We start from the raw sequence: 13625 nt of genomic DNA on the forward strand, positions 1-13625 counted from the left end.
TGAAAAAGTTAGATGGTATCCGTTATATAACTATCTAACGTCGAAATTTAAAGCGTTTATACGTATAAACAAAAGTTATGTAAGTTAAGGAGTATAGCTTTTAATATCTTTCTCAATTAAGTGGTTATATAAAGGATTTGACTCGTTAATAATTTCAAAAAAATACAATATTTGTTTATACCTATAAACAAACAGGTTTATTAGCAAGGATTTGAGGAAATGAAAAAATCAAAAAAGAAGCAAAATACTGAGCGACCAAAATATTCAATAAAGCAAGCGCATCCGGGGCAGCAGTGCCTCCGTAATGTACCAATTTTTTACGACGAAAAGAAGCAACCAATATCCCTTACTCTGACTCCCACTGCGATTAAAAAACTCGCAGAGTTGGCATTAATGGTTGAAGATTCGCGCAGCCAAGTTATTGAGCAGTTGTTGAGGAATATTACGCCTACACAAGCAAAGAAAATTATTGCCAAAAATCAGGATATAACTGTTGAGTAACACTTGTGTCGTCATATAGATAATTGATATCTGTTTGTGTTCAGCAGTTATATTGAATCTACAACAATTAAGTGCGACTCTCTGCGTCAGCTATTGTTTATATCTTGCTGAAGCTGGACCAATTTCATGTCTTAGATGGAGAAATACCAATTTTTGGTTTGTGCTAGATAAGAAGGAGGCAAGTTGTCATCTACCACAGTAAATTCAGCATTTGAATGAGTTGAATTATTTAGGAAAAAGGTCGAGATCCTTTACTTCTCCCTGCCTTTACACTAAGCGAGCTAGTGAGTAAGATTGACAAAAATACAAAAGGGGTGGCTATGTTCGATCACTCTCAATGGTTTTTGGCTGGTATGTCGATCGCACTTTCGCTTCAGCTTCCGTCAGCCAGTTGCAGCAGTCGTGCCCGTTGGCAAAGCCCTACAAACAGCACAAACTAACAGTAGCAGCGTTAGCAGCGTTACAAAAAAACTATACGAAGAAGCTGAAAAACTTTACAAACAACGGACGCCGGAAGGTTTTAGAGGTGCGATAGCCAACTCGAAAGAAGCATTAAAGCTGTTTAGGGCAGAAGGTAATGGCAGAGGGGAAGGTATTCTCTACTTCATCGGTTTAGCCTATTCACAATTGGGAGAAAAACAGAAAGCGCTAGAGTATTATAGCCACTCCCTTTCCTTGGCACGGGGTGAGGGCTCTAGCATTGACGAAGCTACCAGCCTCACGGGCATCGGCTTAGTTTACCCGCAATTGGGAGAAAAACAGAAGGCGTTAGAGTATTACAGCCAGTCTTTTCCTCTTAGCCGAAGCGTAAGTGATCTCCACCAAGAAGGTATTACCCTTTACCACATCGCAACTAGGGCTTACTACAGGAATCGCAGTCAAGATATCTAGAGTCGGGTAAAACTGACCTGACTGCACCAATGCCAGAAACCGGGTTAGGAGCAAAGATTCTGCCTCTAAACCGATATTTAGCGAACCAAACCCGGTTTCTTGATGCTTGTTGAGAGTGGTGCAATATCTCAGGCGCTCGGGATAATTGAGAATGGTGCAATATCTCAGAGCGATCGCACTTTTGCCTCGCACTAGCTTTACGGGATTTCTTCAGCATTATCGCTGCTTGTACCTGCTGTTTTGTCTTTCTCTATCAGCCATTCTACAAGGATTAACGCAATACTGAACGCACAGCCCAGGTAAGGGTCGATACAAATTTGACCGATTTGCAGGAGAATTTTAGCAATTAGGATTAAGAATTTAGCGCTGGGAGGAGCATTTAGCATTTTTCGGTTCTCAAATTGTTTATATTAACTGTTTTAACAAGCGTCAAAATAGCTGAAAATGGAATATTTTTATCGTTAAATACCTGCCAAAAATCTAATAAATAAATCAAAATAATCAAAATATTGATAATTAGACGGTAAATAACCGTAAATAGCACTAAATAAGAAATGCGGCTTATCCCTGCCATTCTAAAAAACCAATGCTATGCTTTAAATAACAATATAGAAGATATTGGTTAAGGAACCTGGTTTCTTAAAGAAACCCGGTTCCTGGAGAACTTTATCGCTCGAACCCACTCGGAGGTATTTTATGAATGAGCAAAAATCATTTATAGATTTTCTTGAAGATATCGCGACAAATATTTTCCCCGAAACCGCTTCCGCTGAGCAAAAATTATGCTTTGGGCTGCGGTTTCATCCCGATAATCGCAAACTCGAACATACCAAGATTGCGGAATTAATCAAAACAGAACTCAACGGCGGTTTTTCGGAAAGTTCAATTAATCCAATTTTGGGCGATGTCATTAAAAAAATTAAGGATAAATTCGGCGCGCAAATGCAAGCGGATGGTATCGATATTGCCAAGCTGACACCGGGGAGAGGTAAACCAAAAGAAGCTCCTTGGAAAATTGTTTATGGCTGGTTTCGCATGAAGTGGATTTGGCAAAGTTTGGTAGAGAAAGCTAACAAGCATTGTGAGTGGATTGATTTTCTCAATCCGGAACTCAGGAATGGAATAGTCATCCCGCAGCCGCGCCAGCAACGACAGCTTCAAGTTAAGGCTCCTTATTTGATGCGAATTGAATTGCAGCATTCCAGTCGTAATTTACTGCTGCTGAATCAAGGAGGGGAAACTAAATATGTGTTGACACCTTCGATGGCTTTTGCACCTAAGTGTCAGCTTGATGGTAAAGCGATGTGGATACCTCAAGATGGATCGATTTTGCATGAGTATAACAAAGGGATTGAATTTGATACTCCGGGTAAAGAGGAATTTGTCGGGATTGTGTTGGATGAAACTTTAGATTTTGATTGGTTGGATTTGCGGGATGATAACCACGCTCCGACTTGGGATGAGACGCGGCTTTCTCAGTTGTGGAGTTATTTGGAAGGTAAGGAAAATTGGCAGGTTTTTTATCAGTGTTTTGAGGTTGTTGAATAGGACAACGGTTGCTACCGATGACCCGCCAGGTAATCAATTCCCTGGCTAATAGCTAAAGTCGGTTTAAACCGACTTAAAAGATTGAACAATTAGCTCTTTAGTGCTCTTGAGAGGACTTGCGCTATGAGCGAGAGATTTGAATGCTGGCGGGTGATGGGACAAATGAAAAATATCGATCTACCGTCGTTTCATCCGGGTACATCAAAAACTTTGTGTAAAAATTATAAACTCCAAATGAAACCCAGCATGGACGAACAACGGATACAAGCTTATCGCGAGCTAATTTTATCTCTCCTTAATTGCCCTGATGGACAGGAAAGCGAATTATTGCAGGCAAATCAGGATTTATTAGATGAGGGATTCGTGCAGGAATTGTTAGAAGTAGCAAACGATTTGAGAATAGAGGAAAATTTTAACAATGCTAATTGGTTGATGAATATTGCTGGGTTGTTGCTTGGGGTATATAGTATTCCCTCAAGTTCAGCGATGCGAGAAGAATATATTGCATTCCTGCAAGAGTTGTTAGATGCAGAATACGAAAGTAATGGTAATTCCCAAGCGGTCTATGAGGTCTTGCAACGGCATCTCAATAAACTAGATGCACATTTTGCCCAAATCTTACAGGAATATGCGACAGCCTGGATTTCCGAACAACCAGAAGATGCAGAAGTGATTGTCGCCTTAATTAAAAATATCAGTAATGACATTGAAAAATTCCCCCTGGGAAACATCGCCAACAATAAAGAAATTGCCATTGCTGGCTATACAGTTGGCCTGCAGAACTGTGAGAAAAATACCGAAAATTGGGCGCTGACGCAACATAATCTTGGGGTTGCCTACAGTAACAGAATAAAAGGGGACAAAGCTGACAATCTTGAGTTTGCGATCGCTGCTTGCACCCATGCTTTGGAAGTTCTCACCCCACAAGCCTTTTCTCACCATTGGGCGCTGACGCAAAATAATCTTGGGGTTGCCTACACTAACAGAATAAAAGGGGACAAAGCTGACAATCTTGAGTTTGCGATCGCTGCTTGCACCCATGCTTTGGAAGTTCTCACCCCACAAGCCTTTCCTCACCATTGGGCGATGACGCAACATAATCTTGGGCTTGCCTACACTAACAGAATAAAAGGGGACAAAGCTGAGAATATTGAGTTAGCGATCGCTGCTTGCACCCATGCTTTACAAGTTCTCACCCCACAAGCCTTTCCTCACCATTGGGCCGCGACGCAAAATGATCTTGGGGTTGCCTACACTAACAGAATAAAAGGGGATAAGGCTGAGAATATTGAGTTAGGTATCGCAGCGTTAAACCAAGCTTTGCGCGTCTACACAATCGAAGCATTTCCCATAGATTGGGCAAGAACTCAATACAATCTCGGTGTTATTTACTCGGCAAGACTCAAAGGAGATAAAGCAGAAAATATAGAAAAAGAGATTGCATCTTATAACCAAGCCTTGCGCGTCCGCACAATCGAAGCATTTCCCATAGATTGGGCAATAACTCAAAACAATCTCGGTGTTGCTTACAGAGACAGAATAAAAGGAGATAAAGCTGAAAATATTAAAAACGCGATCGCAGCGTTAAACCAAGCTTTGCGAGTCTGGACAATCGAAGCATTTCCCATAGATTGGGCAAGGACTCAATACAATCTCGGTCTTGCTTACCAAGACAGAATAATAGGAGATATAGCAGATAATATAGAAATTGCTATTGTCGCATATAACCAAGCTTTGCGCGTTTACACAATCGCAGCATTTCCTCTCGAATGGGCAAGGACTCAATACAATCTCGGTTTTGCTTATGTGAAGAGAAAAAAAGGAGATAAAGCTGAGAATATAGAAATTGCTATTGCCACTTTAAACCAAGCCTTGCGTGTCTGTACAATCGAAGCATTTCCCTCCGATTGGGCAATGACTCAAAACCATCTCGGGCTTGCTTATGTGGATAAAATAAAAGGAGATAAAGCTGAGAATATAGAAATTGCTATCACATCATATAATCAAGCTTTGCGCGTCTGTACAATCGAAGCATCCTCCAGACATTGGGCAATAACTCAAAACAATCTCGGTATTGCTTACGCAAAGAGAATAAAAGGAGAGGAAGCTGAGAATATAGAAATGGCGATAGCCAGTTTAAAGCAAGCTTTGACCGTTGACACAATCGAAGCATTCCCCATCAGTTGGGCAATAACTCAAAGCAATCTCGGTAATGCTTACGGAAATAGAATAAAAGGAGATACATCTGACAATATAGAACAGGCTATTGCATTATATAATCAAGCTTTGCGAGTCTGGACACTCGAAGCATTTCCCATAGATTGGGCAACAACTCAAAACAATCTCGGAACTGTTTACAGAAAAAGAATAAAAGGAGATACATCTAACAATATAGAACAGGCTATTGCATTATATAATCAGGCTTTGAGTGTTTGCACAATCGAAGCATTTCCCTTCAATTGGGCAATGGCTCAAAACAACCTCGGTTTTGCTTACGCAAAGAGAATAAAAGGAGATAAAGCTGAGAATATTGAACAGGCACTCAGTGCTTACCAAGCTGCTTTGCAAGTTTACACTTCCGATGCTTTTCCTATTGAATGCCTCAGAACAAGTCGCAGTTTAGCTAACCTAGCATTTGAGAGCGAGAATTGGCAACTTGCGATCGAAAGCTACGAAAAAGCCATTGCATCCGTTGAACGAAGCCGCAACTGGGCAACTACCGACAAACGTCGCAACGAAATCCTCGAAGAGGCTATCGACGTTTATGCAAAAATGGTGCAAGCCTGTATCAACAACGGTCAACTAGATAAAGCCCTTGAATATTCAGATCGCTCTCGTTCTAAAACTCTGGGCGATATCATGGCAAGCAACCGCTATTTCGAGCAGGGAAAAATTGACCCAGAAGTCGAACAAGCTTGGCAAAAATACGACGATATACAACAACAAATTAACTTTCTTGCTCTTGCCTATCAAGCCTCAGAAAAAGAACTGGCAAGTACGAGGCGTATCGCTACCCCAGAAAGCTTGCAAGCAGACGAGGAAGCCATCAAACAATTAGAAGCCCAAAAACAGCAAACCTGGCAAGAACTCCGCCGCCGCGATCCGGTTTTGGCGGGACAACTCCAAGTCGATCCGTTAAACTTATCCCAGATTCAGCAGTTAATTGATAGCGACAAAACTGCGCTGTTGAGTTTTTATACGACTGAAAATGACACCCATATTTTTATTTTGTTGAAAAATGGGTTGCCTCAACTCTTCACCTGCAAAGGACAAGGCTTAGAAGTGTTGCAAAATTGGTTGTGGAAAAACTGGTTGATTCCCTATGTGGAATTCAGAAATACAGGAAACTGGGAATGGAAAGACAAGATGGGGAGCGTTTTGGCAGAACTTTTTCGGCGGTTGCAACTCAATAAGTTGATTGCTAACTATTTGAATGGGATTGAAGAATTGATTTTAGTGCCGCATTTAATGTTGCATCAGATTCCCTTTGCGGCATTGCCCATTGCCGAGCCCCCCCAGCCCCCCTTACCAAAGGGGGTGCAAGAGGAAAGCGATACTTCTGAGCCCCTTTTGCCAAGCACAGAGGCAGCAGAAATAATTCCAGTCCCCCCCCTTCATAAGGGGGGGTTAGGGGGGGATCTTTCCGCGAAATCCAACACCACACGCGGTATCATCCTCCCAAATGCGGAAAAACCCAAAACCCAACCAACTTTGCCCCCAACTCAATATCTAGGCGATAAATTCCGTCTCCGCGTTGTCGCCAGTTGCCAAATTCTCAACTATTGCCACAATCGCCCGCCGCTGCACCCGCAACCGATAATGGGAATCGTCGAAGATGCCACCGAAGACTTGCCCTTTACCCGCTACGAATGCGAAATCCTGGCAAAAACCTACCAAATTCCCCCCACGCGGCGACTGCAAGGCAAAGATGCCAAAATCGACAGCGTGAAACACCTGTTGCGGCAAGTGCAAATCCTCCACACCAGCCACCATGCCGCCTCGCACCTCAACGAACCCCTAGAATCCGCACTGCAACTGGCTGATGGTGAATTGAAGCTGGGGCAATTGCTGTCCCCCGGTTGGCGAATGCCGGATTTGTCGGATGTGTTCACCTGCAACTGCGAAACCAATTTCTCTGTTACCGATGCTACCGATGAGATACTGACGCTTTCCACCGGATTTCTCTGTGCCGGTGCGAGGAGTGTAGTCAGTACGTTATGGTCGGTGGAAGATTTGGCAAGTGCGATGCTGTCTGTGTTCTACTACGAAGGGCGCGAGGCTGGGTTGTCGCGCAGTTTAGCGCTGCAAAAAGCACAGCAAAACTTGCGTAATTTAAGGGGTAAAGAATTTGCGAAGAAATATCAAAGTGCGTTGACACAGCATCTCAAAGAACTGCATGAAGCGATTATCGAAAAACATCGGGGCGCGGTGAATCAAGAAGAATCTCAAAAGTTACTTGAATCGGCGCGGAAAATAGAAGCGCAGCAGCAGCGATTAGAACGATGCAGTAAAGAGGATTTGCCGTTCGAGAATCCTTATTATTGGGCGGGTTTTGTATCGCAAGGATTGTCTTAAGGTGGGGTTCCTTTTTTAAAAATGCGATTGAAACAGTGCCATTGGAGTTAGTGGAAGCGTTGAAGAGTGATTTCACGTCAAACTCTTGCCCTGTATAGTTTTACCTGGTGTGACTATAATGTTTGTAGTTTAATGCTTATAGTTAAGTCTGCTGTGTTAACTTTTGAAAATACACTTCTGTACTCAAAAATCTAGCTTTTGTCTCGCAAGCTAGATTTTTGGGACTAATTTTGTTCCCAAGGTACTTGATTCGCCGTCGCCTGAAAATGACACCCCACTTCTAAAAGCTAGAGAGTCAAATAAAAATTAAAAATATTCTGTATCCTGACCTAGCCGTACCAGTTTAAAGTCCTAGATTGGGAAATTGATTTTTCTAAACTACCTACAACGAGTACAAACTTTCTCGTCTTTAAGGCACTTTAGAGACTCTGCATTTAACCTACCTTCATACCAATATATTTTGGGAGATTTCCGGACTTACTTATCCAAATTGGGGCAAGTCATGCCTACTTTTTTTCCCACGCTTCACTAATCCTTTCTAGACTTTCCATGCTGCAAAATCCTCCTCAATAGCTGAAGCTACGGCGCGAGATGGGTAGTTGATCGCCTGTTTGATTCTATGAGCTCCGTTGTGGGCGATCGAGCTGTCGCTCAAGCTGATCACTCGCTGCCCAGGTGTGACGGCAGCAATTGATGCCTGTGCTGCCACAAAAGCAGCCACAACAGCAGGAGCAATGTGAGTAACCGCCACAGCCGAAGAGCGGTTAAAAATCAAGCGCCTTGACACCTAGGATTCCCCATTCATCAGGGTGCATTATTTTTTGTTTACACGTAAAAGTCAGGTTTGTGATCACAAAAACATTGCTTGCTACCGAGAGAGAACAGCGATAACCGACCTCAACAAACAAATGCACGCTCCACACCAAAAAGCAGTAATTTGGCAAGAAATTGCAGACGGAAAGCAGGATATTTTCGGGTAAATACAGGTAGAGTGCAGCCCCTGCAAATACCTGGATCTCACTGATTTTGTACAGCTTTCCGCCTGATTTTATACTGCAAATGGCTGACTTTAGGGCACACAAAAATTAGCTAATTTTCCTGGTGGTGGCTTCGATCGACGGTGCGGAGAGTTCGCTAAAATATTTTGGGCAACGCGCGACCAATTCCTGAAAATCTAGGAAGTGCCGATCGCCGACAACCTCCACCAAATCCGCCGCCACCAATTCGCCACGGTCGATCGCCCTTTCCAAATCAGTCTCAACCGCACCAGCAACCGCCGGGGACTGGTAGCCAATAGTCTCCCTAATGCGACGGGCAAATATCGCGGGCAAGGGGCGGCGGTGCTAGTAATTCCTTAAATTGGTGCTGTTCGGTTCGGGTAAGTGCAGCCCAGATGGCGTCTGGATCGGCGTACCCGTTCTGGCAAACTTCAGCTAATACCTTTTTGATGTTGATCGCTGTTTGCTGATCGTTTGCAGCAAACAGCGATCGGACAAATCCTAGGCATTCGGCGTGGGTGGCGGGGTCTGTCTGTGCGGGCGCGGGCGATCAGACAGCGACTAAATTATTCGACATCTCCAACCACCTCCGGCTGCTCAAGCTTCTCTAAATCCTCCTTATCCATGTCGGCGGTGTAGCTTCCGTCAGGCTTCCGGCAGGTAATTCCGTTCCGGTCTCGCAAATCTTCAACCGTTAATTCGATACCCGCATACTGTTCCGCAAATTTCGTTCCGGTGTACCGTACCTGCGTACCCTTGAGCCAGCCAGTATTTAGCAGCAGCCGGAAATTCAGATTTTCATCAGGCTCCAGATCTGCTTTTACCGCTTCCTTCTGAGTTGCCGAGTTTTTGATTTTCTGCCAAGTAATCTTTGCAGCAGCTTGGTCAATGTTGGCGATGGCTTCTCGAATGTTTTTGATGATTGTCGGTGACGGCAACTCATCTGCGATGGGTGCGACTGTTGGTACAGTTGGTGCTGTTGGTGCTGTTTCTGGCTCCGGCGGCGCGATCAGCGATGCTGGCGGTACTGTTTCTGGTTCTGTGCTGGCTGTAGTTACTGTAGTCAAAGGTTTTGGCGTACTGTAGTCAACCTCAATCCTTTCTGGCTCTACGTTTGAGACTACTGTAGTCACTGTAGGTGTAGTTGGAGATTGATTTTGTGAATCCAGTAATTGATTGTTTGATTTTCCTGAAGGTGGGTAATCACTGACTACAGTGACTACAGTAGGTATTAAACCCTTGTGGTGTAAGGATTCCAACTGTAGTTTCTCTTTATCTACAGTCTGACTACAGTTGACTACAGTAGCGTCATTGTCCGTAGCCAGAGTAAATAAAACCGATTTTTTAACTGTGGTCACTTTCCCGTACTTCATTGCCTCAAGCTGGGCAAACCACTCTTTTACTTGCTGCGACTTAATCTTGAGCTTGTGATCAAAACTATTTTGAGCGTCGCGAGCACTAACCGTCCCCCCTTTCTTCTTTGCTAAAGAAATAATCTTGTCTAGATTTGGGGCAAGTGCTGTGGCATCGCAAATTTCTAGATTTACGCTCAAAGCTTGGCTTGTGGTGTATGTGACCCACTTGATAGCAGCTTGTACGATTTCAACGGGAATGCTTTCTGAAACCTCAACACATCTGAACGCACTATCAATGCAATGTAGGATAGTGGCAACTTTGCCCACTTTCTCAGGAGCCTTACCCAGCATTGCTCGCATCCCCTGCTTAGGATGGTTGATTCGTTCGCGCTCGCATTGATTGTTGTATGCAATAAATGCTTTCCGAGCTTCTTTATCTAGCTTGAATTTTTGCGCGGGTAACGGGTCTAGGCGTTTGTACAGGTCTGCCAGCATAGGAGAGATATTCACGTTTGGCGCGTCCTCGAATAGCTCTGTAGCAGCTAATGGTTGCTGTACAAAGTCAAACCGTGCAAACTTGCCGTTATCGTCGTTGCCGTCTTTGAGGAATTGCGCTAATACTTTTGGCTGAATATTTCCAAAGATTGATAACCCAATTCTGCGAGCGTTGACCGTTAACCCTTCAGCCCGTAGCACAGCAGCCCCGCCGCCACTCCAATATTCGAGTAAATCTTCCTCGTCTGAGCCCTTCCCGCCTCGGTATTGGTTGGCAGATTTGAATGTTCCGGCAAGTTCATCAGCTACCCATAGCAATGATTGGTCTGGCATCCTTGCGGCTTGCTTTGGTATGGATTCACCTGTTGCAGTTGTTATGTGGTAAATCCGTTGTGCTGGTGGCTTAGGCATCAAGCCTTTATCAGCTTCCGTGTTCTTTTTCCAAAGGTTGAATTCTTCCTCATAAGCAATTTTTGCAGCTTCAAAGGATTGTATACCAGCGTCAATTAATTGCTCCATTGGTTCGCTAATTACAGCCACCTTGATCGGAGTTTTCTTCTGTGAGCTTTCCCCTATTGTTGCACCAAAATAATTAGGGCAAACTTTGAAGTTAGTTTGAGGGTAAAGCATTGTGCTAGTACCCGGTTTCAAGAGTGCAGAAACTTGGGTGAGTAGAGCCAGCGCGTAGCATTCAGCCTTGATATTGAGTGTTTTAGCTAATCGTGTAATTCCTTCTGCTAATCCTTGAGGAAAGATTTCTAGCAGGTTTATTTTTACAGATTTTGAAGCAAGTAATTGAGCAAGCTCGGATGCTATAGAATCCTGATTGTTTTGCTGTTGTAATTCCTCTTCTTTTTCCTGATAAATCTTCCAAATTATTGCAGGAGATTGTCGATACTTTTCAGAAAGTGTAGCGACTTTAAGGGTTAGCTCGGATTTCCTCAAATTGGCTTCTATGAGCGCGTCAATGTCGCCGCCTAGCTCTGAAATTTCCGGGAACAGAGGGACAACATTTGATGCTGCCTGTGGAGTCGGAGTCTTGAAAACTTTCTTCTCGCCGATCGCCCCTTTGATGTCCTCTGCCGTTATCTGGTGTTGTTCAATCCAGTCAGCCATGTCTAGCCCTTTACTTTTGGGCAAGTTTTCCCAAGCTTTAGAGTTTGGGTATGGATAAAGCCAAAGGGCATCGGGGAATTCCTGGTGCAAAAGTTCGGCGTGTTTGATGCCCGGTTCATCGCGATCGGGAATAATCACAACCTTTGCACCCTGTAAATCGTTTGTGTCAGAGGTTCGCCATTTTCCAGAGCCGCCAAGATTGCAGGTAGCAGCAAAGCCTAGCGCCCACAATCGATCGACATTATCCTCACCCTCAGCAATGAAAATTAGTTCATTATTTGCGATCGCCTCTCTGACTTCGGCGTAGCGGTAAACAGGAATATTCTCACGCTCAACTCCTTCGGTGCCACCTATCCAACCCATCTCCCGCGTATTCTTGCACTTACCCCAGCTTTGTTGAGTCCAGTCAGCGTCACCCTTGCCATTCTTGCCACCTTTCCCGTCATCAAATCGCACAACGCGGATGAGTGGGGAACCGTTGCGGTCGTTGTATACCCAGTAACGAGTTCCACGGGGACGGATTGCTTTTTTTTCTTGCGGGCGGGCATAGTAAACGTGACCGTCTTTGTCTGCCTTGCTTGTGGCTTCCCAGCCAGTAGCGGGCGGCTGCTCGCGTTTGCAGACTGAAAGCTCGCCGATCGAGTAGCACCAGTCTGGTTTACCACAGTGCGGGCAAGGGTTTGCTTTAGTTACAGGGATTAAGCTGCCTGATTTTTTAGAAAAATTGGCTACCATTACGCTACTCCCCCGATCGCTTCAAAACCGATAGCAGAGAAATCCCGGTTAAGTGCTGTAGTTAGGAAGGATTGCGTTATGATTGAGTCATAGAGGGAATCGAAAGGGATTTTTACGCTATGGGTAGCGCTAAACTTCACAATTTGCTTGATAGTACCGCTACAGCTAGCGGTATCATCTATAGCATCAACCGTCAAAACAGCGCCCAAGAAGCGCTTTATTCTTTTTTCAAAGTATGGCATGATGAGAGTAACTATTAGCGAGGTGTACATGACAAATTTGCTGTCGACATGACTGATTTGCTAACGTTTGTCGTCTCTCCGGCAAGTTTGATAGACAAACGTTAAAGGTTTATTTAATCTAACAATAGAAGCACTGAAAGCCTTATGCTGTCAGTGCTTCTTTGTTATGAGATTGTACTTTGGCGCCCGAATTGGCGTATTTATCTAGGTGATCTAGGTAAAGCCACATTGCCTCCTCTACAAAGGCAGATCGAGACACTTCAAAAGGCACTGCATATTCATGAATTGCCTTGGTTAATTCCGGCGAGAGCGCGAGAGTCACTCTCAATTGCCTGATCCATGGAAGCATAAGCACCTTCTTAACTTTACTTTCTACCAATTCTCACATCATATTCTATACCCTTAGCAGGTATGAGCGGCAGATAATAAGCTCAATTTAGCAGGTTTTTTTCAAAAAACCAACAGAGCGAACATTGAACTTTTTCAGGTTTATTTACTAAGTTTTGTGACAAATACAGACAAACAGGTAATTGGCTAAGAAAACATACTGGTAGGTAAAAAAGAGAGCTAAGATTTAGACATAATCTGAGTTACAGCCCTCATCTCTCTTGATAAAAGTGGCGCTTATTCGGGGTTAATTTCATTAAGTCTTGAACTGCTCCGGTATATTTGTTTAGGTATGTAACCCCTTGTTGGCTATCTAGACCGCTGCCAAAGGCACTCCGTCTCTGATACTTTTTTTTGATTCTTTAGAATGAACACTATACTTTTTGACCGATTTAAATTTAGCGTTTTCCCTTGAACGGCAGCATTATTATAAGCGAGTGCTATTAATAAAATGAGAGCCATCAGTCGCTTACCTTTTAAGCCTGTTTACTCTAAAAAATAACCTCTCCTTCTCTAATCAAGGAAACTGTTTTCACTTCCCATATGATGAAGGATAGGCACCGATTGCAATCGCTTAAAGAGCCTAAACTGGTCAGGATAAATCAACCCTCGTTAACCGATATTCCTAAATAATTTTCTTTATTTACAAGCCCATCAAATCCCCCTGTCGGTTGACTCTTTCTGACTTAGACTCTAAGGAAATAGACAAAATTTTTGGAAACTAATTCTACCTCCTTCAACGGCTGCTACATTTTAGATTGGGTTTCGATACAAACAGAGCA

Annotated in this window: 10 protein-coding genes; 5 read left to right on the plus strand and 5 right to left on the minus strand. The window is 43.7% G+C overall.

What is annotated here, in order from left to right:
• The first annotated feature begins 219 nt into the window (after positions 1 to 219).
• From Q5691_RS18780 to Q5691_RS18800, 5 genes are all read left to right on the plus strand, one after another.
• Positions 220 to 501, plus strand: coding sequence for a ribbon-helix-helix protein, CopG family (locus Q5691_RS18780; RefSeq protein WP_333346258.1), 282 nt, complete (start codon positions 220 to 222; stop codon positions 499 to 501).
• Positions 502 to 795: 294 nt separating this feature from the next.
• Positions 796 to 1392 (plus strand): tetratricopeptide repeat protein, encoded by a 597-nt coding sequence (locus Q5691_RS18785; RefSeq protein ID WP_333346261.1) that lies wholly within the window; start codon positions 796 to 798, stop codon positions 1390 to 1392.
• A gap of 218 nt (positions 1393 to 1610) precedes the next feature.
• Positions 1611 to 1667, plus strand: coding sequence for an AgrD family cyclic lactone autoinducer peptide (locus tag Q5691_RS27755; protein ID WP_445305838.1), 57 nt, complete (start codon positions 1611 to 1613; stop codon positions 1665 to 1667).
• A 421-nt stretch (positions 1668 to 2088) separates the two neighbouring features.
• Positions 2089 to 2940: a hypothetical protein gene (locus tag Q5691_RS18795; protein ID WP_333346267.1), complete on the plus strand. Its 852-nt coding sequence runs from the start codon at positions 2089 to 2091 to the stop codon at positions 2938 to 2940.
• Between the two features lie 123 nt (positions 2941 to 3063).
• Positions 3064 to 7515 carry a CHAT domain-containing protein gene (locus Q5691_RS18800; RefSeq protein WP_333346270.1) on the plus strand — a complete coding sequence of 1484 codons (4452 nt, stop codon included), beginning with the start codon at positions 3064 to 3066 and terminating at the stop codon, positions 7513 to 7515.
• A 538-nt stretch (positions 7516 to 8053) separates the two neighbouring features.
• On the opposite strand, the gene Q5691_RS18805 is transcribed toward Q5691_RS18800, so the two are convergent.
• From Q5691_RS18805 to Q5691_RS18825, 5 genes are all read right to left on the minus strand, one after another.
• On the minus strand, positions 8054 to 8302 hold the full coding sequence (locus Q5691_RS18805) for a hypothetical protein (protein ID WP_333346271.1): 249 nt from the start codon (positions 8300 to 8302) through the stop codon (positions 8054 to 8056).
• Positions 8303 to 8600: 298 nt separating this feature from the next.
• A complete protein-coding gene (locus Q5691_RS18810; protein ID WP_333346273.1) occupies positions 8601 to 8846 on the minus strand; it encodes a hypothetical protein in 246 nt (81 codons plus the stop codon).
• Between the two features lie 233 nt (positions 8847 to 9079).
• Positions 9080 to 12214 carry a DUF3987 domain-containing protein gene (locus Q5691_RS18815; RefSeq protein WP_333346275.1) on the minus strand — a complete coding sequence of 1045 codons (3135 nt, stop codon included), beginning with the start codon at positions 12212 to 12214 and terminating at the stop codon, positions 9080 to 9082.
• Positions 12214 to 12486: a hypothetical protein gene (locus tag Q5691_RS18820; RefSeq protein ID WP_333346278.1), complete on the minus strand. Its 273-nt coding sequence runs from the start codon at positions 12484 to 12486 to the stop codon at positions 12214 to 12216. Before Q5691_RS18820 ends, Q5691_RS18815 begins: the two co-directional genes overlap by 1 nt.
• A 112-nt stretch (positions 12487 to 12598) precedes the next feature.
• Positions 12599 to 12805: a CopG family transcriptional regulator gene (locus tag Q5691_RS18825; RefSeq protein WP_333346281.1), complete on the minus strand. Its 207-nt coding sequence runs from the start codon at positions 12803 to 12805 to the stop codon at positions 12599 to 12601.
• Positions 12806 to 13625 lie beyond the last annotated feature (820 nt).

The sequence above is a fragment of the Microcoleus sp. w1-18aA5 genome (assembly GCF_036701705.1).
Taxonomy (GTDB): domain Bacteria; phylum Cyanobacteriota; class Cyanobacteriia; order Cyanobacteriales; family Microcoleaceae; genus Microcoleus.

Bases quoted from the DNA above. Each gene is read 5' to 3' on its own strand.
- Q5691_RS18780 (WP_333346258.1), top strand. From the start codon at position 220: ATGAAAAAATCAAAAAAGAAGCAAAATACTGAGCGACCAAAATATTCA.
- Q5691_RS18795 (WP_333346267.1), top strand. From the start codon at position 2,089: ATGAATGAGCAAAAATCATTTATAGATTTTCTTGAAGATATCGCGACA.
- Q5691_RS18815 (WP_333346275.1), bottom strand. From the start codon at position 12,214: ATGGTAGCCAATTTTTCTAAAAAATCAGGCAGCTTAATCCCTGTAACT.
- Q5691_RS18800 (WP_333346270.1), top strand. From the start codon at position 3,064: ATGAGCGAGAGATTTGAATGCTGGCGGGTGATGGGACAAATGAAAAAT.
- Q5691_RS18825 (WP_333346281.1), bottom strand. From the start codon at position 12,805: ATGCTTCCATGGATCAGGCAATTGAGAGTGACTCTCGCGCTCTCGCCG.
- Q5691_RS18820 (WP_333346278.1), bottom strand. From the start codon at position 12,486: ATGTACACCTCGCTAATAGTTACTCTCATCATGCCATACTTTGAAAAA.